The 25,321-nt window shown below is 69.8% G+C and carries 24 protein-coding genes and 1 pseudogene; 23 read left to right on the forward strand and 2 right to left on the reverse strand.

The genetic code is table 11. The features are described from left to right. Nucleotides 1–17 precede the first annotated feature (17 nt). Entirely contained in the window at nucleotides 18–896 is an 879-nt protein-coding gene (locus tag ACQP00_RS00885) for a hypothetical protein (protein WP_433212899.1), read from the reverse strand. A gap of 247 nt (nucleotides 897–1,143) precedes the next feature. Here ACQP00_RS00885 and paaA point away from each other — a divergent pair, with 247 nt between their 5' ends. The 7 genes from paaA to ACQP00_RS00920 are packed head-to-tail and all read left to right on the forward strand — an operon-like array spanning nucleotide 1,144 to nucleotide 6,036. Next, entirely contained in the window at nucleotides 1,144–2,154 is a 1,011-nt protein-coding gene (paaA, locus tag ACQP00_RS00890) for a 1,2-phenylacetyl-CoA epoxidase subunit PaaA (RefSeq protein ID WP_433212902.1), read from the forward strand. Beyond that, a complete protein-coding gene (paaB, locus tag ACQP00_RS00895; protein WP_433212905.1) occupies nucleotides 2,147–2,425 on the forward strand; it encodes a 1,2-phenylacetyl-CoA epoxidase subunit PaaB in 279 nt (92 codons plus the stop codon). Before paaA ends, paaB begins: the two co-directional genes overlap by 8 nt. Next, nucleotides 2,422–3,120 carry a 1,2-phenylacetyl-CoA epoxidase subunit PaaC gene (gene paaC / locus ACQP00_RS00900; protein WP_433212908.1) on the forward strand — a complete coding sequence of 233 codons (699 nt, stop codon included), beginning with the start codon at nucleotides 2,422–2,424 and terminating at the stop codon, nucleotides 3,118–3,120. Before paaB ends, paaC begins: the two co-directional genes overlap by 4 nt. Beyond that, nucleotides 3,114–3,575 (forward strand): 1,2-phenylacetyl-CoA epoxidase subunit PaaD, encoded by a 462-nt coding sequence (gene paaD, locus ACQP00_RS00905; RefSeq protein WP_433223604.1) that lies wholly within the window; start codon nucleotides 3,114–3,116, stop codon nucleotides 3,573–3,575. Before paaC ends, paaD begins: the two co-directional genes overlap by 7 nt. 4 nt (nucleotides 3,576–3,579) lie before the next feature. Beyond that, complete coding sequence (gene paaE, locus ACQP00_RS00910) at nucleotides 3,580–4,698, forward strand: 1,2-phenylacetyl-CoA epoxidase subunit PaaE (protein ID WP_433212911.1); 1,119 nt, start codon at nucleotides 3,580–3,582, stop codon at nucleotides 4,696–4,698. A 46-nt stretch (nucleotides 4,699–4,744) separates the two neighbouring features. After that, entirely contained in the window at nucleotides 4,745–5,353 is a 609-nt protein-coding gene (locus ACQP00_RS00915; RefSeq protein WP_433212914.1) for a sigma-70 family RNA polymerase sigma factor, read from the forward strand. Next, entirely contained in the window at nucleotides 5,353–6,036 is a 684-nt protein-coding gene (locus ACQP00_RS00920; RefSeq protein WP_433212917.1) for an anti-sigma factor, read from the forward strand. The genes ACQP00_RS00915 and ACQP00_RS00920 overlap by 1 nt, the downstream gene beginning before the upstream one ends. Here ACQP00_RS00920 and ACQP00_RS00925 read toward each other — a convergent pair. After that, nucleotides 6,022–6,975: an aldo/keto reductase gene (locus tag ACQP00_RS00925; RefSeq protein WP_433223606.1), complete on the reverse strand. Its 954-nt coding sequence runs from the start codon at nucleotides 6,973–6,975 to the stop codon at nucleotides 6,022–6,024. The two genes, ACQP00_RS00920 and ACQP00_RS00925, sit on opposite strands and share 15 nt — an antisense overlap. Nucleotides 6,976–7,190: 215 nt before the next feature. Here ACQP00_RS00925 and mqnC point away from each other — a divergent pair, with 215 nt between their 5' ends. The 16 genes and pseudogenes from mqnC to ACQP00_RS01005 all read left to right on the forward strand — a co-directional run bounded on the left by mqnC (nucleotide 7,191) and on the right by ACQP00_RS01005 (nucleotide 25,282). Next, nucleotides 7,191–8,426 (forward strand): cyclic dehypoxanthinyl futalosine synthase, encoded by a 1,236-nt coding sequence (mqnC, locus tag ACQP00_RS00930; RefSeq protein WP_433212920.1) that lies wholly within the window; start codon nucleotides 7,191–7,193, stop codon nucleotides 8,424–8,426. Beyond that, nucleotides 8,423–9,115: a demethylmenaquinone methyltransferase gene (locus tag ACQP00_RS00935; RefSeq protein WP_433212923.1), complete on the forward strand. Its 693-nt coding sequence runs from the start codon at nucleotides 8,423–8,425 to the stop codon at nucleotides 9,113–9,115. The genes mqnC and ACQP00_RS00935 overlap by 4 nt, the downstream gene beginning before the upstream one ends. A gap of 587 nt (nucleotides 9,116–9,702) precedes the next feature. Next, on the forward strand, nucleotides 9,703–10,986 hold the full coding sequence (locus tag ACQP00_RS00940) for a geranylgeranyl reductase family protein (protein WP_433212926.1): 1,284 nt from the start codon (nucleotides 9,703–9,705) through the stop codon (nucleotides 10,984–10,986). 239 nt (nucleotides 10,987–11,225) lie between these two features. Further along, nucleotides 11,226–11,591 carry an NADH-quinone oxidoreductase subunit A gene (locus ACQP00_RS00945; RefSeq protein ID WP_433054715.1) on the forward strand — a complete coding sequence of 122 codons (366 nt, stop codon included), beginning with the start codon at nucleotides 11,226–11,228 and terminating at the stop codon, nucleotides 11,589–11,591. 3 nt (nucleotides 11,592–11,594) lie between these two features. Continuing rightward, entirely contained in the window at nucleotides 11,595–12,278 is a 684-nt protein-coding gene (locus ACQP00_RS00950; protein ID WP_433212929.1) for a NuoB/complex I 20 kDa subunit family protein, read from the forward strand. After that, entirely contained in the window at nucleotides 12,275–12,979 is a 705-nt protein-coding gene (locus ACQP00_RS00955) for an NADH-quinone oxidoreductase subunit C (protein WP_433212932.1), read from the forward strand. Before ACQP00_RS00950 ends, ACQP00_RS00955 begins: the two co-directional genes overlap by 4 nt. After that, nucleotides 12,976–14,292 carry an NADH-quinone oxidoreductase subunit D gene (locus ACQP00_RS00960; protein ID WP_433212935.1) on the forward strand — a complete coding sequence of 439 codons (1,317 nt, stop codon included), beginning with the start codon at nucleotides 12,976–12,978 and terminating at the stop codon, nucleotides 14,290–14,292. The genes ACQP00_RS00955 and ACQP00_RS00960 overlap by 4 nt, the downstream gene beginning before the upstream one ends. Next, a complete protein-coding gene (nuoE, locus tag ACQP00_RS00965; RefSeq protein WP_433212938.1) occupies nucleotides 14,292–15,086 on the forward strand; it encodes an NADH-quinone oxidoreductase subunit NuoE in 795 nt (264 codons plus the stop codon). Before ACQP00_RS00960 ends, nuoE begins: the two co-directional genes overlap by 1 nt. Continuing rightward, on the forward strand, nucleotides 15,086–16,405 hold the full coding sequence (gene nuoF, locus ACQP00_RS00970; RefSeq protein ID WP_433212941.1) for an NADH-quinone oxidoreductase subunit NuoF: 1,320 nt from the start codon (nucleotides 15,086–15,088) through the stop codon (nucleotides 16,403–16,405). Before nuoE ends, nuoF begins: the two co-directional genes overlap by 1 nt. Then, nucleotides 16,405–18,873 (forward strand): NADH-quinone oxidoreductase subunit G, encoded by a 2,469-nt coding sequence (locus ACQP00_RS00975; protein ID WP_433212944.1) that lies wholly within the window; start codon nucleotides 16,405–16,407, stop codon nucleotides 18,871–18,873. Before nuoF ends, ACQP00_RS00975 begins: the two co-directional genes overlap by 1 nt. Beyond that, entirely contained in the window at nucleotides 18,870–20,213 is a 1,344-nt protein-coding gene (gene nuoH / locus ACQP00_RS00980) for an NADH-quinone oxidoreductase subunit NuoH (protein WP_433212947.1), read from the forward strand. The genes ACQP00_RS00975 and nuoH overlap by 4 nt, the downstream gene beginning before the upstream one ends. Nucleotides 20,214–20,262: 49 nt before the next feature. After that, nucleotides 20,263–20,742: pseudogene (gene nuoI, locus ACQP00_RS00985) on the forward strand (NADH-quinone oxidoreductase subunit NuoI); the annotation flags it as partial. A gap of 29 nt (nucleotides 20,743–20,771) precedes the next feature. Then, nucleotides 20,772–21,539, forward strand: a complete 768-nt coding sequence (locus tag ACQP00_RS00990) for an NADH-quinone oxidoreductase subunit J (protein WP_433223608.1) — start codon at nucleotides 20,772–20,774, stop codon at nucleotides 21,537–21,539. Nucleotides 21,540–21,589: 50 nt separating this feature from the next. Next, a complete protein-coding gene (gene nuoK / locus ACQP00_RS00995; RefSeq protein ID WP_433066121.1) occupies nucleotides 21,590–21,835 on the forward strand; it encodes an NADH-quinone oxidoreductase subunit NuoK in 246 nt (81 codons plus the stop codon). Between the two features lie 10 nt (nucleotides 21,836–21,845). Next, a complete protein-coding gene (nuoL, locus tag ACQP00_RS01000) occupies nucleotides 21,846–23,756 on the forward strand; it encodes an NADH-quinone oxidoreductase subunit L (RefSeq protein ID WP_433212950.1) in 1,911 nt (636 codons plus the stop codon). Beyond that, nucleotides 23,753–25,282 carry an NADH-quinone oxidoreductase subunit M gene (locus ACQP00_RS01005; RefSeq protein WP_433212953.1) on the forward strand — a complete coding sequence of 510 codons (1,530 nt, stop codon included), beginning with the start codon at nucleotides 23,753–23,755 and terminating at the stop codon, nucleotides 25,280–25,282. The genes nuoL and ACQP00_RS01005 overlap by 4 nt, the downstream gene beginning before the upstream one ends. Nucleotides 25,283–25,321 lie beyond the last annotated feature (39 nt).

Genomic DNA, 25,321 nt, shown 5'->3' on the forward strand with positions numbered 1-25,321 from the left:
CATGGACGACAAACGCCTCAGGCCTGAAGCTGCTTCGTGACGCTCGAGCAGATGTTCTCCCCGTACCCCTGCCCCTTCGAGGACGGGTACACGGTCAGCACGCTCAGCACCCAGTCGTTCCCGATCGCCATGCAGTTCACGTGCCACTTGCCGTCGCTGCGGGCGATCCACCCGTTCTTCACCGCCGTGCCCGCCTGCTCGGTCGCCGGCAGGGCCGGGGTGATGCCGAACTTCTGGTCCTTGGCGACGTTGCGCATCTCGTTGAGCAGCCAGTCCGTCCACTTCGGGCCGGCCGCGCGGCCGTCGCCGATGCACGCGCCCATCCGTGCCGCGTCCCGGGCGGAGACCAGCGTGGACGCCCAGTCGATGTACGCCTTCGAGTCCGTCAAGCCGCAGGTCTGCACGAGGCGGGTAATGCTGGCGGACTTGCCGTCCAGGCCCCAGAAGTACGAGGCGGCGTTGTTGTCGCTGTTGCGAATCATGAGGCTGAGCTGCGACAGGTTGGACTTGCTCGGGTTGGGGTTGCGGCGCAGGTAGTCCGAGGCCAGCCAAGCCTTGATCATCGAGGCGGTGCGCTGGGCGGTGTTCGCGTTGTCGGAGCCGGCCATCGCGCCGGTGCGGCGGTCGAGGACGGTCCAGGACCAGAAGCCGGTGGCGTCGACGGTGACCTTGGCCGGGTGCAGGAGGGCCTGGGGCAGGGCAGGTGCCGTCGGGGCGGCGGGGGCGGCCTTGCGGGTCGGGGCCTCGCTGGCCGCCGGGCTCTCGCCGGGCACGGCCGCGGGCGCGGCGGCATCGGAGCTGACGCCGAGCAGGTCGCTGCCCCAGACGAACGGTACGCCGACGAGCAGCGCCGCCACGAGCAGCACGAACACGGTCAGTCCGACACGCTTCCGCATGAGTCGGTGGTCCCTCCCTGGCAGCCGTCGCCCTGATTCCATCGACCGCCGGTCATGAACAGATGTTCCCTGCGTTAACACGCCGTAAGCGATCGGAAAGTTCACCCGGCGTGAGGTATTGCCGGGGACAGTCTTCCGTCCAACGGCCGAACTCGCAGCTTGGACGCGCTCAAAAGTCCCTGGTAGTTGGCTCGACGTGATGTGACACCTTCTTGCCGGAACTGTCGGTTGCTGTAACACTGGACGTGTGTACGGCAACGACTTCGGCCCCCTCCTCGAGCAGGTGAACAGCGCTGAGCGGGACCTTCGCGCCAACTCGGAACGAGCGCTTGGTCAAGAACTCGACCAGAGCGAGTACTTCGACGCGCTCCTGGCGGCCGACCAGAAGATCGAGCCGCGGGACTGGATGCCCGACGCGTACCGCAAGACGCTGATCCGGCAGATCGCCCAGCACGCGCACTCGGAGATCATCGGGATGCAGCCCGAGGGCAACTGGATCTCGCGCGCCCCCTCGCTCAAGCGCAAGGCGATCCTGCTGGCCAAGGTGCAGGACGAGGCGGGGCACGGGCTTTACCTCTACGCGGCGGCCGAGACGCTCGGCATCTCCCGCGAGGAGCTGGTCGAGATGCTGGTTGAGGGCCGCCAGAAGTACAGCTCGATCTTCAACTACCCCACGCTGACCTGGGCGGACATCGGCGCCATCGGCTGGCTGGTGGACGGCGCGGCGATCGTGAACCAGGTGCCGCTGTGCCGGTGCTCCTACGGGCCCTACGCGCGGGCCATGATCCGCATCTGCAAGGAGGAGTCGTTCCACCAGCGGCAGGGGTACGAGATCCTGCACACGCTGGCCACCGGCACCCCGGGGCAGAAGGCGATGGCCCAGGACGCGATCGACCGGTGGTGGTACCCGTCGCTGGCGATGTTCGGCCCGCCGGACGGCGACTCGACCCACTCCGAGCGGTCGATGGCCTGGAAGATCAAGCGCTTCTCCAACGACGAGCTGCGCCAGCGCTTCGTCGACATGTGCGTGCAACAGGCCGCGATCCTCGGCCTGCGGCTGCCCGATCCCGACCTCAGGTGGAACGAGGAAGAGCAGCGGCACGAGTACACCCAGCCCGACTACGACGAGCTCATGCGCGTCATCAAGGGCGAGGGCCCCTGCAACCGCCAGCGCATGGAGCACCGCCGCCGCGCCTACGAAGAGGGTGCGTGGGTGCGCGAGGCCGCCCGGAAATACGCGGAGAAGAACAATGTCTGAGCCGCTGTGGGAGGTCTTCGTCAGGCCGCGCCGGGGGCTGTCGCACCAGCACGTCGGGTCCCTGCACGCGCCCGACGCCGCCATGGCGCTGCGCAACGCGCGGGACGTCTACACCCGCCGGCAGGAGGGCGTCTCCATCTGGGTCGTCCCGGCGAGCGCGATCACCGCGAGCAGCCCGGACGAGAAGGACGCGTTCTTCGAGCCGGCCGCCGACAAGGTGTACCGCCACCCGACCTTCTACGCCGTCCCGGAAGGCGCGGAGCACATATGACCGCCACGCCCACCGCCCTCCAACTCGGCGACGACGCCCTCATCGCGGCCCAGCGCCTCGCCGAGTGGTGCTCCCGCGCGCCCGAGATGGAGGAGGACATCGCGCTGGCCAACATCGCCCTCGACCAGCTGGGCGCGGCGCGCCTGTTCCTCACCTACGCCGGCGAGGAACTGCACAAGAGCGAGGACGATCTCGCGTACCTCCGCGACGACCGCGAGTTCCGCAACGCCCTGCTCGTCGAGCTGGACAACGGCGACTTCGCGGTGACCATCGGCAAACTGCTCTTCCTGGCCGTGTACCAGCGGCTGCGCTACGAGCAGCTGGCCGGCGGCGACGACGAGCGGCTGGCGGGGATCGCGGCCAAGGCGCGCAAGGAGTCCGAGTACCACGCCGAGCACGCCTCGCTCTGGACCGTCCGCCTCGGCGACGGCACCGACGAGTCGCACCGGCGCATGCAGGCGGCGGTCGACGCGCTGTGGCCGTACACCCATGAGCTCTTCGAAGGCGACGCCGCGAGCCTCAAGGCCGCCTGGTTGACCGAGGTTACGGCGACCCTGGAGAAGGCGACGCTCCAGCGGCCCGCTGACGGGTGGGCGCCGTCCGGCGGGCGTCAGGGAGTACACACGGAGGCTCTTTCCAAACTGCTGGCCGAGATGCAGGTGCTGCACCGCGCACACCCCGGGGCGACCTGGTGAGCGCGCGGGCGACGGCGGGCGCGGTGCTCGACCCGGAGCTGCGCGTCGTGACCATCGAGGAGCTGGGCATCCTGCGCGACGTGGCCGAGCGGGACGGGCGGGTGACGGTGACGATCACGCCCACCTACTCCGGCTGCCCGGCCATGGACGTCATCCGGGCCGACATCGCCGCCGCGCTGCATGCCGACGGGTACGCCGACGTGCGCGTCGACACCACGCTGGCCGAGCCGTGGACGACCGACTGGATCACCCCGGCGGGCCGCGACAAGCTGGCCGCGGCGGGCATCGCACCGCCGTCGACCAGGGCGGCGGTGACCCTGACCCTGACCGTGCGCTGCCCGGCGTGCGGCTCGCCGGAGACCGAGGAGCTGTCCCGGTTCGGCGCCACCGCGTGCAAGTCGCTCTGGCGCTGCCGGGCGTGTCGTGAACCGTTCGAGCGCGTGAAAACGATCTGAGGGTATGAGCGTCTCCGAGATCCGGCGGCCCGTGAAGCGCCGGCCCCAGTTCCACCGCCTCGCCGTCATGGACGTCGAGCGGCTGACCGAGGATGCCGTCGCGGTGACCTTCGACGTGCCCCGCGAGCTGCGCGAGACCTTCGCGTTCCGGGCCGGCCAGCACCTCACCGTGCGCCGGCACGGGGAGTCGGGGGAGGAGATCCGCCGCTCGTACTCGATCTGCTCCACCCCCGCGCGCCTGCGCGACGAGGGCGAGCTGCGGGTGGGTATCAAGCGGGTCGTCGGCGGAGCCTTCTCGACCTATGCGCTGTCCGGCCTCGCGCCCGGTGACGAGGTCGACGTGCTGCCGCCGCTCGGGCACTTCACCACCGCGTTCGACCCCGGCCGGGCCCGGCATTACGCGGCGATCGCGGCCGGTTCCGGGATCACGCCCGTGCTGTCGCTGGCCGCCACGGCGCTGGAGACCGAGCCCGAGAGCAGGGTGACCGTGGTGTACGGCAACCGCGCCGCCGCCTCGGTGATGTTCGCCGAGGAGCTGGCCGACCTCAAGGACCGCCATCGCGAGCGGCTGCACGTCATGCACGTGCTCTCCCGCGAGGCGCAGGAGTCCCCGCTGCTCTCGGGCCGGCTCGACGAGGCCCGGATCGGTGCCGTCCTCGACGCCCTGCTGCCGGCCGGCACCGTCGACGAGTGGTTCCTCTGCGGGCCGCACGGCATGGTGCTGGACGCCCGGGTCGCATTGTCGGCGCGGGGGGTCGTCGATTCGGCGGTACACACGGAGCTCTTTCACGTCGATGACGCCCCGCCGGTCGCGCGTCCGGCCGCGGCTCCGGCCGACGACCAGGACAAGGCCGAGGTGGGCATCGTGCTCGACGGGCGCGCGACCACCTTCACCATGGCCCACGACGAGCGGGTGCTGGACGCGGCGCTGCGGGCGCGGCCGGAGCTGCCGTACGCGTGCAAGGGCGGCGTCTGCTCGACCTGCCGGGCCAAGGTGGTCGAGGGCCGGGTCGAGATGGCGCGCAACTTCGCGCTCGAGCCCGACGAGCTCGCTGCCGGATATGTCCTGACCTGTCAGGCGATGCCGATCACCGACAAGGTTGTGGTCGACTTCGACGCATGACGTGCGTCACACCAATCCGGTCAGAGGGGCGCCTCGAATGAGCGACATGAGACCGGAACAGGAGCTGCCGACGCAGCGGCTCGTGGCGGTACCGACGCCCGCGCAGCGCCCGCCGGACGCGGACGAGCTGCTGGCCCGGGTGGCCCGCGGCGACGAGCGGGCCTTCGCCGCGCTCTACGACCTGGTGTCCGCGCGCGTCTACGGCCTGATCCGCCGCGTGCTGCGCGACCCGGCCCAGTCCGAGGAGGTCGCCCAGGAGGTGATGGTCGAGGTCTGGCGCTCCGCCGGGCGCTTCGACGCGACCCGCGGGTCGGCCACTTCCTGGGTCTTCACCATCGCCCACCGCCGGGCCGTCGACCGGGTCCGCTCCGAGCAGGCCGGCGCCGAGCGGGTCCGCCGGGTCGCCGCAGTCAGCGCCGAAACGCCGTACGACGACGTGGTCGAGGCCGCGACCGCCCGGCTGGAGCAGCAGCAGGTGCGCCGCTGCCTCGACGGCCTGACCGAGCTCCAGCGCGAGGCGATCACGCTGGCCTACTACGGCGGCAACAGTTATCGCGAGGTCGCCGATCTCCTCGGTACGGCCCTGCCGACGATCAAGACCCGCATGCGCGACGGCCTGATCCGGATGCGCGACTGCCTGGGGGTGACGGTCTGATGACCACGGCTGACATCCACGCGCTCGTCGGCGCGTACGCCCTCGACGCCGTCGACGACCTCGAGCGCGCCGCGTTCGAACGGCACCTGCGCGACTGCCCGGAATGCTCGGCCGAGGTGGCCGAGCTGCGCGAGACCGCGGCCTGGCTGGCCGGGCCGGTCGCCTCGGCACCGCCACCGCACCTGCGGGATTCGGTGCTCGCCCAGATCTCGAGCACCCCACAGGAGCGGAAGCGGACGGCGGACGCTCCGCGCCGGGAGCCGGGCCGGTGGCGGACCTGGGTCGCCTCCTCCGCCGCGGCCGTGCTGTTCGCGGCGGGCGTGGGCGGCGGCACCTGGGCCCTGACCCGCCAGCACTACACCAGCCAGAGCTCGCAGATCGACGCGGTGCTCGCGGCCGCCGACGCCCGCCTGGTCAGCCAGGAGGTCGAGGGCGGCCGGGTCACCATGGTCTTCTCCCCGTCCCGCGACGCGGGGGTGGCCGTGCTGTCGAATCTCAAGCAGCCGGCGGGCTCCTACCAGCTGTGGATGGTCGACTCCAGCGCCCGCTCGGTCGGCTACACGGAACAGGGCAGCGGCCGCTTCTACATCAAGGGCCTCGCCCCAGTGTTCGGCCTGAGCAAGGAGCGGAAGGGCGGATCGACGACGCCTCACGACATCGTCAGCCGGCTAAATCTGGGCTAGCTCGGCCATGTCGTCCGCGGTGGGCTCCCAGGCCGCCGCGGCGACGTTGGCGACGACCTGCTCGGCCCTGGTCGCGCCGGCGATCACGCTGGCCACCGCCGGCTTGGCCGCGAGCCCGCCGATCGCGACGGTCAGCGGGTCGATGCCGCGCGCCTTCGCGAACGCCTCCAGGGCCTCGATCCGGTCCCAGGGCGCGCCGGCCAGGACGCGCTCCATACCCTCGCGGGCCAGCCGGGTGCCGGCCGGCGGGGCGTCGCCGCGGCGGTACTTGCCGGTCAGCAGCCCCATCTCCAGCGGGAAGAACGGCAGCAGCCCGAGGCCGAAGCGCTCCAGGGCCGCCACGAGCTCCGCCTCGACACTCCGGTCGAGCAGGGAGTAGCGGTTCTGGGCGCTGACGAACGGGGTCAGGTGCCGGGTCTCGGCGGTCCAGGCCGCGTCGGCCGTCTGCCAGCCGGAGAAGTTGGAGTGGCCGATGTAGCGCACCTTGCCCGACCGGACCAGGTCGTCCAGCGCCGCGAGGGTCTCCTCGATCGGGGTGGCGGGGTCGGGTTCGTGCAGCTGGTACAGGTCGATGTGGTCGGTCTGCAGCCGGCGCAGCGAGGACTCGGCGGCCCGCACGATGTAGCGGCGGCTCCCGCGGGCGCCCCAGTCCGCGCCGTGCAGTCCGCGGGCGTTCATGCCGAACTTGGTGGCCACGATCACGTCGTCGCGGTGCTTGCCGAGGGCGGCGCCGAGCGCCTCCTCGGACGCGCCGGGTGTGGCGCCGTAGATGTCGGCCGTGTCGAACAGGGTGATGCCGTGCTCCAGGGCCGCCGCGACGACCTCCGTGCTGCTCGCGGCGTCGATCCGGCCGAACTGGTTGCAGCCGATGCCGACGACGGAGACGGTCAGTCCTGAGCGCCCGAGGCGCCGGTAACGCATTTCAGTCACTCTCGTGATACTAGGCACGCCCGCTCGACGGTCCGGGCGAGCTAAGGCCTGTTTGGTAACTGAGGCAGGGCTGCGGCGGGCCCAGATTCCGCCTGCGCACACATCGCGGAGGCCCGGTTACAACACCGGTAGCCGGGCCTCCGCGCTGCGCACGCAGACGAAATCTGGACTCCGCCGCAGCACCTACCCCAGTTACCAAACAGGCCTTAGGTAGTCTCTGGGGTGTGACTGCTCCGGTGATCAGCGAAATTCTGCAGCGTGCCGCCGACGGCGGGCGGATCGGCCCGGACGAGGCGCTCCTGCTCTACACGGAAGCGCCCTTCCACGCGCTGGGCGAGGCCGCCGATACCGTGCGCCGCCGCCGCTACCCGGACAACATCGTCACCTACATCATCGACCGCAACATCAACTACACCAACGTGTGCGTCACGGCCTGCAAGTTCTGCGCCTTCTACCGGGCGCCGAAGCACAGCGAGGGCTGGACCCACGGCACCGACGAGATCCTGCGCCGCTGCGCGGAGGCGGTCGACCTCGGTGCCACCCAGGTGATGCTGCAGGGCGGGCACCACCCCGAATACGGCGTGGAGTACTACGAGGAGCTCTTCTCGGCCGTCCACGAGGCGTTCCCGGGGCTGGTCATCCACTCGATCGGGCCGTCCGAGGTGCTGCACATGGCCAAGGTCTCCGGCGTCTCGATCGAGGAGGCCATCACCCGCATCAAGGCGGCGGGCCTGGCCTCGATCGCCGGTGCCGGCGCCGAGATGCTGCCCGAGCGGCCGCGCAAGGCGATCGCGCCGCTCAAGGAGTCCGGCGAGCGCTGGCTGGAGGTCATGGCGATCGCGCACCGCCTCGGCGTCTCCTCGACCGCGACGATGATGATGGGCACCGGCGAGACCAACGCCGAGCGCATCGAGCACCTGCGGCTCATCCGCGACGTGCAGGACCTGGCCGTCGCCAACGGGTACTCCGTGGAGGCCGACCTCGCCGGCACCGTCGGCGGGTTCCGCTCCTTCATCCCGTGGACCTACCAGCCCGAGAACAACCACCTCAAGGGGCGGACGCAGGCGACCAGCCTGGAGTACCTCCGGCTGGTGGCGGTGGCCCGGCTGTTCTTCGACAACATCCCGCACCTGCAGTCGTCCTGGCTGACGACGGGCAAGGACGTCGGGCAGGTCTCGCTGCACCTCGGCGTGGACGACCTGGGCTCGATCATGCTGGAGGAGAACGTGATCTCCTCCGCCGGCGCCCGGCACCGCTCGCGGCTGAGCGAGCTGGTCGAGATGATCCGCGGCGCGGACCGCATCCCGGCGCAGCGCGACACGCAGTACCGGCACATGAAGGTGCACTGGACCGAGGCGGACGACCCGACGGACGACCGCGTGCAGTCGCACTTCTCGTCGATCGCCATCCCCGGCGGCGGTACTGGCCGCAGCCTGCCCCTGACGCCGGTGACCTCATGACGCGCGCCTCGCTGGACAAGGACTCGCGCGAGGTCGCGGCCATGTTCGACGGCGTGGCCCGCCGCTACGACCTGACCAACACCGTCATCTCCGGCGGCCGCGACCGCATGTGGCGCCGCGAGACCCGGCTGGCCCTCGGCCTCAAGCCGGGCGAGCACGTGCTCGACCTGGGCGCCGGCACGGGCGTGTCGACCCTGGAGCTGGGCCGCTCGGGCGCCTACGCGGTGGGCGCCGACATCTCCGTCGGCATGCTCCAGGCCGGCCGGGCCAAGCGCCCCGAGGTCCCGCTGCTGGCGGCCGACGCCCTCCACCTGCCGTTCGCCGACGCCACCTTCGACGCGGTGACCATCTCCTTCGCCCTGCGCAACATCGCCGACACCGACGCCGCCCTGGCCGAGATGGCCCGGGTGACCAAGCCGGGCGGCCGCCTGGTCATCTGCGAGTTCTCCACCCCGACCTGGCGCCCGTTCCGCGCCGTCTACCAGGGCTACCTGGTCGGCGCCATCCCACCGATCGCCAAGCGCGTGTCGAGCAACCCGGACGCCTACGTGTACCTCGCGGAATCCATCAAGGCCTGGCCCGACCAGGAAGGCCTGTCCGCGCGCATCGCCGCCAACGGCTGGCGCAAGGTCGCCTGGCGCAACCTGACCGGCGGCGTCGTAGCCCTCCACCGCGGCTTCCGCATCTGAGCTGGGCTCTCGCGGCAGCTAGGACCCGCTGCGCTCTTGACGCCAGCACTCGCTGCGCTCTTGCGGCGGCTAGGACCCGCTGCGGTTTTGAGGGGGTGTGGGTGGAGCGAAGCTCCCCCTCCGCTTTTCAGGACATTCGACGGTCCAACCCCGCTGCCAGGGCGCCCATCCGCTGCGCTCTTGACCTCTCGCGGCGGCTAGGACCCGCTGCGCTCTTGAGGCCAGCACTCGCTGCGCTCTTGCGGCGGCCAGGACCCGCTGCGCTTTTGAGGGGGTGTGGGTGGAGCGAAGCTCCCCCTCCGCTTTTCAGGACATCGAACGGTCCAACCCCGCTGCCAGAAAGACCGTCCGATGCAGACCGTCGTGGTACAGGCTAGATAGTGATCACGAAAGCGCGTCGGGCCGTCCGGTCGCGCGCCCACCCGGGCGGGTGAAAAATTAGGGTCGCCTTACCGACAGCCGTGCACTTCACGGTTCTAGACTGCACCACGGACGACTTTGTGAAGACTTTCACGAGCGCAGAAGTGACCGCGAAGTAACAGGAACCGAGCGGGAAACTGAACGGGAAACTGTACGGGCAGGGAGGTATGACGGCTGTGACCGACACCGGGAAAGATGCGGATGTCATCGTCGTCGGCGCCGGGCCGGGCGGATCGTCCGCGGCGTTCCACCTCGCCCGGCACGGGCACAAGGTGCTGCTGCTGGAGAAGACCGAGTTCCCGCGCGAGAAGGTGTGCGGCGACGGCCTGACCCCGCGCGCGGTCAAGCAGCTGATCAAGATGGGCATCGACACCACCGAGGAGAAGGGCTGGCTGCGCAACCGCGGCCTGCGCGTCATCGGTGGCGGCGTCCGGCTGGAGCTGGACTGGCCCGATCTCGCGAGCTTCCCGGACTACGGGCTGACCCGCACCCGCATGGACTTCGACCACATGCTGGCCACCGCGGCGACCGACGCCGGCGCCGAGCTGCGCAGCGGCACGACGGTCACCGGGCCGATCCTCGACCGCACCGGCCGCGTGGTCGGCGTCACCGCCACCGGGCCCGACCAGGAGCCGCGCGAATACCGTGCCCCGCTGGTCATCGCGGCCGACGGCGTGTCCGGACGCTTCGCCCTGGCCCTCGGCATCGCCAAGCGGGACGACCGGCCGATGGGCGTGGCCGTCCGGCAATACTTCCGCAGCGAGACGCGGCACGACGACGACTACCTGGAGTCGTGGCTGGAGCTGCGCAGCCGGGAGTCGGGCGACAAGCTGCTGCCGGGCTACGGCTGGATCTTCGGCCTCGGCGACGGCCGCGTGAACGTCGGCCTGGGCGTGCTCAACAGCAGCGTCGCCTACGGCAAGACGAACTACAAGAACCTGCTGGCCGACTGGCTGGACAACACCCCGGCCGACTGGGGCCTGTCCGACCCGGCCAACGCCGACGGCAAGGCCCAGGGCGCCGCGCTGCCGATGGGCTTCAACCGGGTGCCGCACTACACCCGGGGTGTGCTCCTCGTCGGCGACACCGGCGGCATGGTCAACCCCTTCAACGGCGAGGGGATCGCCTACGCCATGGAGTCCGGCGAGCTGGCGGCGGAGATCGCCGTCCAGGCGCTGGCCCGCCCGCAGGGCACCGCGCGCGAGCGGGTGCTCGCCAACTACCCGACCGAGCTCAAGGCCCGCTACGGCGGGTACTACCGGCTCGGGAACGTGTTCGTGAAGCTCATCGGCAATCCGCAGGTCATGCGGATCGCCACCAAGCACGGCATGCCCCACCCGACCCTCATGCGGTTCGTGCTGAAGCTCCTCGCCAACCTCACGGACCCGCGAGGTGGAGACGCGATGGACCGCGTGATCAACGCTATGACCAGGCTGGCTCCGGCCGCCTAGCAAGAAGGCCGGTGCCGCAACGCACCGGCCCGGTAAGCCTGAGCAAAACCTGAGCAAAATCCGGAACAACACCCGCCCCACTGCACCACCACAGCCCCAAACATGCTGGCCAAGGCCGCATTTGGGGTGCCCCGGACGAAGCCGTCCAGGCATCACCGAATAGTGTTAAACCGCATACAGCTTGAGTGGTCCCCGGAGCCGACCGCCCCGCGGGCTCGCCGAAAGGACGGAGCAGCACGATGTCGCTCGCGCCGTACGTACCGATTCTGGGGCTCTTCGCCCTGGCCGCCCTCTTCGCGCTGTTCTCCGTGGGGGTCGCGCCCTTCGTGGGACCGCGCCGGTTCAACCGGGCGAAGCTCGACGCCTACGAGTGCGGCATCGAGCCGACCCCGCAGCCTGTCGGCGGCGGCCGCTTCCCGGTCAAGTTCTATCTGACCGCGATGCTGTTCATCGTCTTCGACATCGAGATCATCTTCCTGTACCCGTGGGCCGTGAACTTCGACGCGCTCGGCCTGTTCGGGTTCGTGGAGATGGTGCTGTTCATCGTCACCGTGTTCGTCGCGTTCGCCTACGTCTGGCGCCGCGGCGGGCTGGATTGGGACTGAGCCATGGGCATCGAGGAAAAGGTACCGACCGGCGTCCTGCTGACGACCGTCGAGAAGCTGGTCAACTGGTCTCGTAAGGCGAGCTTCTGGCCGGCCACCTTCGGTCTGGCCTGCTGCGCCATCGAGATGATGGCGACCGGCGCCGCGCGCTACGACCTGGCGCGCTTCGGCATGGAGGTCTTCCGGGCCAGCCCCCGCCAGGCCGATCTGATGATCGTGGCCGGCCGGGTGAGCCAGAAGATGGCCCCGGTGCTGCGCCAGATCTACGACCAGATGCCGGAGCCCAAGTGGGTGCTCTCGATGGGCGTCTGCGCCTCGAGCGGCGGCATGTTCAACAACTACGCGATCGTCCAGGGCGTCGACCACGTCGTGCCCGTGGACATGTACCTGCCCGGCTGCCCGCCGCGGCCGGAGATGCTCATCGACGCCATCCTGCGCCTGCACGACAAGGTCATGGCCGAGCCGCTGGGTGACCGGCGCCGCCGCATGATCGAGGCCCGGGTCGAGCGCGACGGCGCTCCGGTGGTGGCCCCGGGCGCGATGCCGTCGAGCTACCGCTTCGACAAGGCCAAGCGCGCCGAGTGGATCAAGGCCGCCGAGTCGGGCCGCGAGGAGCAGCTGCGCATCCAGAAGTGGATGGAAGAGCGGGCCGATCTCGCGAATCAGGCTGGCGGAGGCAACAAGTGACTGACGCGAACGTAGAGCCGGTCGGCGCCCAGCTGGGTGCCGCCGCGCAGACCCCGCCGTCGACGGCCGCCGGGCGCGGCATGTTCGGCGTGCAGGGCACCGGCGACACGTCGGGCTTCGGCGGCCTGCGCCGCCGGCGCGCGGTCGAGCTGGACTCGCCGCGGCCGTTCGGCGGGGACCACGACGAGGTCGTCGACGCGCTGGAGGAGGCCTACCCGGGCTTCGACGACGCGATCGAGCGGATCGTGGTCGACCGGGGTGAGCTGACCCTGCACATCGTGCCGGAGCGCATCGCCGAGGTCTGCCAGTCGCTGCGGGACGATCCCGCGCTGCGCTACGAGCTGTGCTCCTCGGTGTCCGGTGTGGACTACCTCGGCTCCGACGGCCGTCGGCTGCACGCGGTGTACCACCTGACCTCGATGACGTTCCGCCGGCGGATTCGCCTCGAGGCGGCCGTGACCGCCGAGGACCCGCACCTGCCGAGCGTCACCCAGGTGTACCCGACCGCCGACTGGCAGGAGCGGGAGACCTACGACATGTTCGGCATCGTCTTCGACGGCCACCCGAACCTGACCCGGATCCTCATGCCGGACGACTGGGAGGGCTTCCCGCAGCGGAAGGACTACCCGCTCGGCGGCGTGCCGGTCGAGTACAAGGGTGCGGAGATCCCGCCGCCGGACCAGCGGAGGAGTTACCAGTGAGCACCGATTACGCGTCAGCTCGCGAGACCACCGAGGGCAAGGTCTTCACCGTCACCGGCGGGGACTGGGACACGGTCGTCAACGAGGCCGGGGCCGAAGAGCGCATCGTCGTCAACATGGGCCCCCAGCACCCGTCCACCCACGGGGTGCTGCGGCTGGTGCTCGAGCTCGAGGGCGAGACGGTCATCGAGGCCAGGACCGTCGTCGGGTACCTGCACACGGGCATCGAGAAGAACCTGGAGTTCCGCAACTGGACCCAGGGCACCACGTTCGTGACCCGCATGGACTACCTGGCCCCGATGTTCAACGAGACGGGCTACTGCCTCGCGGTCGAGAAGCTGCTCGGCATCGAGGACCAGATCACCGACCGGGCCAAGACGATCCGCGTGCTCATGATGGAGCTCAACCGGATCTCCTCCCACCTGGTCTGGCTCGCCACGACGGGCATGGAGCTCGGCGCCCTGTCGATGATGATCTACGGCTTCCGCGAGCGGGAGTACATCCTCGACATCTTCGAGCTCGCCTCCGGCCTGCGGATGAACCACGCGTACATCCGCCCGGGCGGCCTGGCCCAGGACCTGCCGGACGAGGCCGCGGTGAAGATCCGCGAGATGCTCGACTGGATGCCCAAGCGCATCGACATGTACGAGGACCTGCTCTCGGGCAACACGATCTGGCGCGAGCGCACGCAGGGCGTCGCGGTGCTGGACGTGACCGGCTGCGTCGCCCTGGGCATCACCGGGCCGGTGCTGCGCTCGGCCGGGCTGGGCTGGGACCTGCGCAAGCAGCAGCCGTACGCCGGGTACGAGACCTACGACTTCGACGTGCCGACCGAGAACACCGCCGACGCGTGGGGCCGCTACCAGGTGCGCCTCAACGAGATGCGGCAGTCGCTGCGGATCATCCAGCAGGCGATGGACCGGCTGGAGCCGGGCCCGATCATGATCGCCGACAAGAAGATCTCGTGGCCGGCCCAGCTGGCGGTGGGCGGCGACGGCCTCGGCAACTCGCTGGAGCACGTCGCGAAGATCATGGGCCAGTCGATGGAGGCCCTGATCCACCACTTCAAGCTGGTGACCGAGGGCTTCCGGGTGCCGCCCGGCCAGGTGTACGTGCCGATCGAGGCGCCCCGCGGCGAGCTCGGCGTGCACGCGGTGTCCGACGGTGGCACGCGCCCCTTCCGGGTGCACTACCGCGAGCCCAGCTTCGTCAACCTGCAGGCGATCCCGGCGATGGCGGAGGGTGGCCTGCTGGCCGACGTCATCGTGGGCGGCGCCTCGCTCGACCCCGTCATGGGTGGGTGTGATCGTTAATGGTGTTCAGTGAGCTCACGCGCGAACGTGCGCGTCAGATCATCGCGCGCTACCCGGAAGGCCGTTCGCGCTCGGCCCTGCTGCCGCTGCTGCACCTCGTGCAGTCGGAGGAGGGGTACGTCTCCCCGGACGGCATCGCGTTCTGCGCCGAGACCCTGGGCATCACCAAGGCCCAGGTCGGCGCGGTGGCGACCTTCTACACCATGTACAAGCGCAAGCCGACCGGCGACTGGCTGGTGAGCGTCTGCACCAACACCATGTGCGGCGTGCTCGGCGGCGACAAGGCGTACCAGGCCCTCAGTGAGTATCTCGGGGTCGGGCACGACGAGACGACGACCGACGGCAAGATCACCCTCGAGCATGCCGAGTGCCTCGCCGCCTGCGACTACGCGCCGGTGATGACGGTCAACTACGAGTTCTTCGACGGGGTCACCGACGACACCGCTCTGACGCTGGTCAAGCAGCTGCAGAACGGCGAGCGCCCGGCTCCGAGCCGTGGCACCCGGCTGTGCACGCTGAAGGAGATGGCGGTACAGCTGGCGGGCTTCGCCGACGACCGCGGCGACGAGGTCATCGCCGACGGGCCCGCCGGTGAGCCGACGCTCGCGGGCAACCGGCTCGCCGAGCGCTTCGCGATCTCGGTGCCGGGCTTCGACCCGGACACCCCGATCGCCAAGAAGGAAGACGCGGCCAAGAAGGACGAGCCCAAGCCGCCCGCGTCGGCGCCGAAGCCGGCGTCGGACGCGAAGCCGGCGGGCGACGGGCCGATGCCGCAGAAGGAGGCGAAGGCCTGATGGCCGAGTACCAGCCCTCACAGGAGTCGCTGTCCAAGCTGACGCCGGTGCTCACCAAGCGCTGGCTGTCGCCGGACGCGTGGAAGATCGACGTGTACGAGCGGCTCGACGGCTACACCGGCCTGCGCAAGGCGCTCAAGGCCCACCCGGACGACCTGATCCAGCTGATCAAGGACTCCGGGCTGCGCGGCCGCGGCGGCGCCGGCTTCCCGACCGGCATGAAGTGGGGCTTCATCCCGCAGAACGACGGCAAGCCGCACTACCTCGTGGTCAACGCCGACGAGGGCGAGCCGGGCACCTGCAAGGACCTGCCGCTGATGATGGCCGACCCGCACGCGCTGGTCGAGGGCGTCATCATTGCCTCCTACGCGATCCGGGCCAACTTCGCCGCGATCTACATCCGCGGCGAGGCGGTGCACGCGGCGCGGCGGCTGCGAGCGGCGGTCGAGCAGGCCTACGCCAAGGGCTACCTCGGCGCGAACATCCTCGGCAGCGGCTTCGACCTGGACCTGGTCGTGCACAGCGGGGCCGGGGCCTACATCTGCGGCGAGGAGACGGCGCTGCTGGACTCGCTGGAGGGCTACCGCGGCCAGCCCCGGCTGCGCCCGCCCTTCCCGGCGACCCACGGGCTGTACGCCTCCCCGACCGTCGTGAACAACGTCGAGACGATCGCCAGCGTGCCGTACATCGTGCTGGGCGGCTCGGCCTGGTTCCGCAGCATGGGGACCGAGAAGTCGCCGGGCCCGAAGATCTACTCGATCTCGGGGCGGGTCAACAACCCCGGCCAGTTCGAGTGCGGCCTCGGCGTCACGCTGCGGCAGCTCATCGACCTCGCCGGTGGCATGCAGGACGGCCACCAGCTGAAGTTCTGGACGCCGGGCGGCTCCTCCACGCCGATGCTGACCGACGAGCACCTCGACACCCCGATGGACTTCGAGGGCATGATGAGCGTCGGCACGATGCTCGGCACCACGGCCGTCCAGGTCTTCTCCGACCAGGACGACATCGTCTACGCGACGTACCGCTGGATCGCCTTCTACCACCACGAGTCCTGCGGCAAGTGCACGCCGTGCCGCGAGGGCAACTACTGGATGGTGCGCATCCTGCACCGCATCCTGGCCGGCCAGGGCACGCACCAGGACCTCGACACCCTCCTGGACGCCTGCGACAACCTGCTGGGCCGCTCGTTCTGCGCGCTCGGCGACGGCGCGACCAGCCCGGTGACGTCCTCGATCAAGTACTTCAAGCAGGACTACCTCGACTACATCGAGGGCCGCAAGGCGCCGATGTTCCACGGCGAGCTGGTAGGAGCCCACTGATGACCGACGTGGTTCCCAAGACCGAGACCGTCAAGCTCACCATCGACGGCATCGAGGTCGAGGCGCCCAAGGGTGCGCTCGTCATCCGGGCCGCCGAGCAGGTGGGCATCTCCATCCCGCGCTTCTGCGACCACCCGCTGCTCGCCCCGGCCGGCGCCTGCCGCCAGTGCCTGGTCGACGTGGAGGGCCAGCGCAAGCCGGTCGCCTCGTGCACCCAGCCGGTGGCCGAGGGCATGGTGGTGCGGACCCAGATGACCTCCGAAGTCGCCAAGAAGGCGCAGGAGGGCATCATGGAGTTCCTCCTGATCAACCACCCGCTCGACTGCCCGGTCTGCGACAAGGGCGGCGAGTGCCCGCTGCAGAACCAGGCGATGAGCAACGGCCAGTCCGAGTCGCGGTTCGTTGAGCACAAGCGGGAGTACCCCAAGCCGCTGCCGATCAGCACGCAGGTGCTGCTCGACCGCGAGCGCTGCGTGCTCTGCCAGCGCTGCACCCGCTTCTCCGACGAGATCGCCGGCGACAAGTTCATCGACCTGATGGAGCGCTCGAGCAACGAGCAGATCGGCGTGTTCCGCGGCGATCCCGAGTCGCCCGAGGACGACGCCCCGTTCAACAGCTACTTCTCCGGCAACACGGTGCAGATCTGCCCGGTCGGGGCGCTGACCAGCTCGCAGTACCGATTCCGCTCCCGCCCTTTCGACCTGGTGTCGACGCCCAACACGTGCGAGCACTGCGCCGCGGGCTGCGACCAGCGGGCGGACCACCGCCGCGGCAAGGTCATGCGGCGCCTGGCCGGCGACGACCCGGCGGTGAACGAGGAGTGGAACTGTGACAAGGGGCGCTTCGCGTTCCAGTACGTCACCGCCACCGACCGCCTGACCACGCCGATGGTGCGCGACAAGAAGACCGGTGAGCTGCGCACGGCCAGCTGGCCCGAGGCGCTCGCCGTCGCGGCCGAGGGGCTCGCCGCCGCCAAGGACAACGGCGGCGTCGGCGTCCTGGCGGGCGGACGGCTCACCGTCGAGGACGCGTACGCGTACGCGAAGTTCGCACGGGTCGCCCTCGGTACCAACGACATCGACTTCCGCGCCCGGCCGCTGTCGGCGGAGGAGACCGAGTTCCTCGGCTCGCACGTCGTCGGGCGGGCGGACGTCACCTACGCGGACATCGAGCGGGCCTCCGCGGTGGCCTTCGTCGGGCTGGAGCCCGAGGAGGAGTGCCCGATCATCTTCCTGCGGGCCCGCAAGGTGTACCTCAAGCGGGCCCTGCCGAGCTTCGCGGTCGCCCCGTTCGTGACCCGCGGGTTCGCCAAGATGGGCACCACGGTCCTGCTCACCGCGCCGGGCGGCGAGGCGGAGGTGCTCGGCCAGTCCGAGCAGCTGCGCGACGCGCTGTCGGGCGAGGGCGCGATCCTCTTCGTCGGCGAGCGCCTGGCCAGCGTCCCCGGTGGCCTGTCCGCCGCCGCGCGCCTGGCCGAGTCCACCGGCGCCCGCCTCGCCTGGGTCCCGCGCCGCGCGGGTGACCGGGGCGCGGTCGAGGCCGGCGTGCTGCCGACCCTGCTGCCCGGCGGCCGCCAGGTCTTCGACCCGGCCGCGCGCAGCGAGGTGGCCACCGCGTGGCAGCTCGACGCGGGTGTCCTGCCCAGCGCCTCCGGCCGCGACACCGACGGCATCATCGCCGCGGCGCGCGAGGGCCGGCTCGGTGCGCTGGTCGTCGGCGGCGTGGACCCGGCGGACCTCGCCGACCCGGCCGTCGCCGAGGAGGCCCTGGACAACGTGGGCTTCCTGGTCAGCCTGGAGCTGCGGATGAGCGCCGTCGCCAAGCGCGCCGACGTCGTCCTGCCGATCGCGCCGGCCGCCGAGAAGGCCGGCTCGTACGTGAACTGGGAAGGCCGGGTCCGCCCGTTCGGCACCGTGCTCAAGACGCAGGCCATGAGCGACGCCCGGGTGCTCGACACCCTGGGCCGCGAGCTCGGCGTGCAGCTCGGCGTGGGCGACGTGGAACTGGTCCGCGCGCAGCTCGCGGCGCTGGCCCAGCTGCCGCTGCCGGGCACGGTCGCGGTCGGCACGGTCGGTGCGGGCAACCCGAGCCTGGTTCGCGGTACCGCTCCCGACGTGGCCCCGGGCACGCCCGCGAGCCCGGCGAGCGGCCAGGCGATCCTCGCCTCCTGGCACCACCTGATCGACGGCGGCTCGTTGCAGGACGGTGACGGCCACCTGGCCGGGACCGCCCGCCCCGCCGTGGTCCGGATCTCCAAGAGCACCGCGGCCGACCTCGGCGTGGTGGACGGGGACGCGGTGACGGTCGGCACCGAGCGGGGCGCGATCACCCTGCCGGCGCTCGTCACCGACATGGTCGACGGGGTCGTGTGGATTCCGACGAACTCACCGGGCTCGACCCTGCGCCGCACGCTCGGCGTGACGGAGGGCGCGCTGGTCGAGATCAGCACTGGGGGTACCGCAAGATGACATCCGCTGCAGGCAGCCTCGACCAGTTCGGCCACGACACCTGGTGGCTGGTGCTCGCCAAGGTCATCGTGATCTTCGCGTTCCTGGTCGTCATGACGCTCTTCGCCATCTGGTACGAGCGCCGGGTGGTGGCCCGGATGCAGGTCCGCCCGGGCCCGAACCGCAATGGCCCGTTCGGTCTGCTCCAGTCGCTGGCCGACGGCCTCAAGCTGGCATTCAAGGAAGACATCATGCCGCGCCTGGCGGACAAGGTGGTCTTCTTCTTCGCGCCGGTGATCTCGACGGTCTGCGCGTTCACCGCGTTCTCGGTCATCCCGTTCGGTCCCGTGGTCTCGGTCTTCGGCAACCACACGCCGCTGCAGCTGACCGACATTCCGGTGGCCGTTCTGCTGGTACTGGCCTGCTCCTCCATGGGCATCTACGGCATCGTGCTCGGCGGCTGGGCCTCCGGCTCGACCTACCCGCTGCTCGGTGGCCTGCGCTCGAGCGCCCAGATGATCTCCTACGAGGTCGCGATGGGCCTGTCGATCGTCTCGGTCTTCCTGGTCGCCGGCTCGATGTCGACCTCGGAGATCGTGGCGGCCCAGGCGGGCAACGGCACCGCCGACGTCTTCGGGATGACCTGGCACCTGCCGGCCTGGTTCGGCATCCTGCTCATCCCGAGCTTCCTGATCTACTTCACCGCCGCGGTCGGCGAGACCAACCGGGCCCCGTTCGACCTTCCCGAGGCCGAGTCGGAGCTGGTCGGTGGCTTCCACACCGAGTACTCGTCGCTGAAGTTCGCGCTGTTCTTCCTGGCCGAGTACATCAACATGGTCACCGTCTCCGGCCTGTGCACGACGCTGTTCCTCGGCGGCTGGCGCGCCCCGTGGCCGATCTCGCTGTGGGACGGCGCGAACCACGGATGGTGGCCGGTGCTCTGGTTCACCATCAAGGTGCTGCTGCTGCTGTTCGTCTTCGTGTGGCTGCGCGGCACGCTGCCCCGGCTGCGCTACGACCAGTTCATGCGCTTCGGCTGGAAGGTGCTCATCCCGGCCAACCTGGTCTGGATCCTGGCCCTGTCCGGCATCCGGGTGCTGCAGAACGGCGGCATCAGCACGGGCGCCCGCACCGGCGTGATCATCGGGATCGTGGTCCTGGTGGTGCTGGTCCTGGCGCTGGTCGCCCTGCAGCGCAGCCGCAAGACCGCGGTCGACCTGCCGCAGGCGCACCCGGGCGGACGCGTCGGCGGTACCAACGGCTTCCCGTTGCCGCCCTTGAACCTCGAGGTGCCGCCCAGCCCGCGGGCCAAGCGCGTGATCGTCGAGCGGGAAACCGTCCCGACCGGCAAGGAGAGCTGACGTGTCTATTGGTGGAACCCTCAAAGGGTTCGGGGTCACCTTCTCGCACATGTTCAAGAAGGTGGTCACCGAGGAGTACCCGGAGCAGCGCAAGCCGCCGGCTCCGCGGTACCACGGCCGGCACATTCTCAACCGCTGGCCGGACGGGCTCGAGAAGTGCATCGGCTGCGAGCTGTGCGCGTGGGCCTGCCCGGCGGACGCGATCTTCGTCGAGGGCGCGGACAACACCGAGGACGAGCGCTTCTCGCCCGGTGAGCGCTACGCCCAGACGTACCAGATCAACTACGCCCGCTGCATCTTCTGCGGGCTGTGCATCGAGGCCTGCCCGACCCGCTCGCTGACCATGAGCAACGAGTACGAGCTGGCCCGCGACAACCGCCGCGACCTGATCTTCACCAAGGAGCAGCTGCTCGCGCCGCTGCTGCCCGGGATGGAGCGCCCGCCGCACGACATGCGCCTGGGCGACTCCGAGAAGGACTACTACGTCGGAGCGCTGGAGAACCCGGGCACCTCGGCCGGGGCCGAGCATTACAAGGGGGTCCACTCGTGACCGGAACCCTGGCGCTGCAGACCCTGGCCGCCGCGGGCGACGTGAAGGGCGGCGAGGCCGTCGCCTTCTGGATCCTCGCCCCGATCGCCGTTCTCGGCGCGATCGGCATGGTCTGGGCCCGCAACGCCGTGCACTCGGCGCTCTCGCTGGTCATCACGATGCTCTGCCTGGGCGTGTTCTACATCCTGCAGGCCGGCCCGTTCATCGGCATGGTGCAGATCATCGTCTACACCGGCGCGATCATGATGCTGTTCCTGTTCGTGCTCATGCTGGTCGGCCGCGACTCGTCCGACTCGCTGATCGAGACCCTGCGCGGGCAGCGGATGGCGGCCAGCGTGCTCGGCGTCGGGCTGGCGCTGCTGCTGGGCATCGGGCTGTACCGCGCGCTCGGCGACTCCGACCCGAAGGGCCTGGTCGACGCGAACTCGGCCGGCAACGTGGTGGGCATCTCCCGCCTGCTGTTCACCAAGTACGTGTGGGTCTTCGAAATCACGTCGGCGCTGCTCATCACCGCCGCGGTGGGCGCGATGATCCTGGCCCACATCGAGAAGCGCAAGGAAGACAAGGTCAGCCAGCCGGAGCGCATGGTGGCCCGCTTCCGCCCGGGCAACTACCCGGCGCCGAAGCCCGGCCCCGGTGTGTTCGCCGGCTCGGACTCGGTGGCGACCCCGGCGCGGCTGCCCGACGGCACGCCGGCCGACCGCAGCATCTCCAAGATCCTCCCGACCCGGGAGTTGACGTCCGCGGACGTCGCACCGAAGGGGACCGAGAAGTGACTCCGACGTACTACATCGTCCTCGCGGCGATCCTGTTCACGATCGGCGCGATGGGCGTGCTCATCCGCCGGAACGCGATCGTGCTGTTCATGTGCATCGAGTTGATGCTGAACGCGGCCAACCTCGCGCTGGTCACGTTCAGCCGGATCAACGGCACGCTCGACGGGCAGATCATGGCGTTCTTCGTCATGGTCGTGGCGGCGGCGGAAGTCGTCGTCGGCCTGGCGATCATCATGTCGATCTTCCGGACTCGGCGCTCGGCCAGCGTCGACGACGCGAACCTGCTGAAGTACTAAGGAGCGGGTGGTGGAACATATCGCCTACTCGGCGGCGACCGGGTGGCTGGGCTCGTTCTGGCTGCTTCCGGTGATCCCGCTGGCCAGCGCGGCGATCCTGCTGCTGCTCGGCAAGCGGGCCGACCGCTGGGGTCACTGGCTCGGCGTGCTGAGCGTCGCGGCCTCGTTCGTGCTCGCGCTGACGTACTTCTTCACCCTGCGCGGGCTGGAGAACCGGTCCGGCGTCGAGATCACGCTCTGGGACTACATCCACGTCGGGGACTTCCACGTCGACATGGGGCTGCTCTTCGACCCGCTGTCGGCGATGTTCGTCCTGCTCATCACCGGCGTCGGCTCCCTGATCCACCTCTACGCGGTGGGCTACATGGAGCACGACCCGGGCCGGCGGAAGTTCTTCGGGTACTTCAACCTGTTCATCGCGGCGATGCTGTTGCTGGTCCTCGGCAACAACTACGTGATGCTCTACTTCGGCTGGGAGGGCGTGGGTCTCGCCTCCTACCTGCTGATCTCCTTCTGGTACCTGCGCCCGAGCGCGGCGACCGCCGGTAAGAAGGCGTTCCTGATGAACCGCGTCGGTGACGCGGGCTTCGCGATCGCCATCTTCATGATGTTCGCCTACCTCGGCACCGTGGACTACGACGAGGTGTTCAACAGCGTCAGCGGCCTGGGCCAGGGCACGGTGCTGATGATGGCGCTGCTGCTCCTGCTCGGCGCGGCCGGCAAGTCCGGCCAGTTCCCGCTGCAGGCCTGGCTCCCCGACGCGATGGAGGGCCCGACCCCGGTCTCGGCCCTGATCCACGCGGCCACGATGGTGACCGCGGGCGTGTACCTCGTCGCCCGCTCGCACCCGATCTTCAACGCCTCGCCCGACGCGCAGACCGTGGTGGTCGCCGTCGGCGCGCTGACGCTGCTGATCGGCTGCATCATCGGCTGCGCCAAGGACGACATCAAGCGGGTGCTGGCCTGGTCGACGGTCTCGCAGATCGGCTACATGTTCCTGGGCGTCGGGCTCGGCGGCGGCGCGTACGCGCTGGCCCTGATCCACCTGCTCGCCCACGGCTTCTTCAAGGCCGGCATGTTCCTCGGCGCGGGCTCGGTCATGCACGGGATGCACGACCAGACCGACATCCGCCGCTTTGGTGGGTTGTGGAAATACATGAAGATCACCTGGGTCACGTTCGGCCTGGGTTGGCTGGCGATCATCGGCATGTTCCCGTTCTCGGGCTTCTTCTCCAAGGAGCCGATCATCGCGGCCGCCTTCGAGCGCGAAGGCTGGACTGCCTGGCTGTTCGGCGGCGCGGCGATGCTGGGCGCGGCCCTGACCGCCTTCTACATGACCCGGCTGTTCTGGCTGACTTTCCACGGCCCGAAGCGCTGGACCGACGACATCAAGCACCCGCACGAGTCCCCGGCGGTCATGACCATCCCGCTGATCGTGCTGGCGGTCGGCTCGATTGCCGCCGGTGGCCTGCTGGCCACCTCGGTGCCGGACTGGCTCACGCCGACCTTCGGCAACGAGGCCGTCGAGCACGAGCCGGTGATCGCTCATTGGCTGATCACCACGCTGTCACTGGTGCTGACGGTTCTTGGCGCCGGTCTGGCCATCGTGCTGTTCAACAAGGGCACCTCTAAGGAAGAGCAGCCGGCCAACGCTCTGGTCACCGCGGCCCGCCGCAACCTCTACACCGACTCGTTCAACGAGATCGTGTTCGAGGCGCCGGGTCGCTACCTGACCCGCGCCCTGGTCTACCTCGACAACCGCGGCATCGACGGGCTGGTCAACGGCCTGGCCGCGGGGGTCGGCGGCGGATCGGGCCGACTACGCCGGGCCCAGACCGGGTTCGTGCGCTCCTACGCCCTTTCCATCCTCGGAGGAGCGGTGCTCGTGGTGGCCGCCACGCTTGCGGTGAGGTTCGGATGAGCCACTTCCCCTACCTGACCGTCCTCACGGCCGCGCCGCTCGTCGGCGCGGCGGGGGTCGCGCTGCTGCCCAAGGACAAGCCGGCCCTGGCCAAGCAGGCCGCGCTGGCCTGGTCGGTGGTGATCCTGGCGCTGACCGTGGGCCTGTGGACGCAGTTCAAGCCGGACGGCGAGCGCTTCCAGCTCAAGGACTCCTGGACCTGGATCCCCCAGTGGGGCGCCAAGTTCACCTTCGCCGTGGACGGCATCGCGCTGGTCATGATCGCGCTGATCGCCCTGCTCGTGCCGCTGGTCATCCTGGCCTCCTGGCACGACGCGGAGACCAGCAAGCGCTCGGTCCCGGCGTACTTCGCCCTCCTGCTCGCCCTCGAATGCACGATGATCGGCGTCTTCGCCGCCCAGGACGTGTTCCTGTTCTACGTGTTCTTCGAGGTCATGCTCGTGCCGATGTACTTCCTGATCGGCTCCTACGGCGGGAAGAACAAGCAGTACGCGGCGGTCAAGTTCTTCCTGTACTCGCTGCTCGGCGGCCTGTTCATGCTCGCCGCGCTGGTCGGCCTGTGGGTGCTGGGCGGTCAGACGTTCGACTGGCAGACGCTGGTCAACGCCGACTTCTCCACCAACACCGAGCGCTGGCTGTTCCTCGGGTTCTTCGTCGCCTTCGCGATCAAGGCGCCGTTCTTCCCGTTCCACACGTGGCTGCCCGACGCCGGTGGGGCCGCTCCCGCCGGGGCGGCCGCGCTGCTGGTCGGCGTGCTGGACAAGGTCGGCACGTTCGGGATTCTGCGGTACTGCATCCCGCTCTTCCCGAACGCCTCGAAGGACTTCGCGTGGCTCGGGCTCACGCTGGCGCTCGTCGGCATCATCTACGGCGCGCTCGTGGCGATCGGCCAGAAGGACCTCAAGCGCCTGGTCTCGTACACCTCGATCGCGCACTTCGGCTTCATCGGCGTCGGCATCTTCGCGTTCACCACCCAGGCGGGCACGGGCGCGGTGCTGTACATGGTCAACCACGGCCTCGCGACCGGCCTGCTCTTCCTGGTCGTCGGCATGCTGGTGGCCCGCCGCGGCAGCGCGCTGGTGACCGACTTCGGCGGCGCCGGCAAGCTGATGCCGGTGCTGGCGGGCGTCTTCTTCATCGCCGGTCTCGCCTCGCTGGCGCTGCCCGGCACCTCGCCCTTCGTCTCCGAGTTCCTGGTGCTCATCGGCACGTTCACGGTGAACAAGACGGTCGCGGTCATCGCCACGGCCGGCATCATCCTGGCGGCCGGATACGTGCTCTGGATGATCCAGCGCACCACCCAGGGCACTCCGAACCCGAAGCTGGCCGAGATCAAGGCCATGGGCCGTGACCTGTCCGTCCGTGAGGCGGTCGTCGTCGCGCCGTTGATCGCGCTGATCCTGCTGCTGGGCTTCTACCCCAAGCCGCTGACCGACGTGATCAACCCGGCGGTGAAGGCGACCATGCAGGACGTCGGCAAGACCGACCCGAAAGCCACCGTGGGTACCGTGGAGGCCGGCAAGTGAACGACAAACTCCAACTGCCGCATCTGGACTACGCGGCGC

This window comes from Dactylosporangium sp. CS-047395 (assembly GCF_050942185.1).
Classification (GTDB): domain Bacteria; phylum Actinomycetota; class Actinomycetes; order Mycobacteriales; family Micromonosporaceae; genus Dactylosporangium.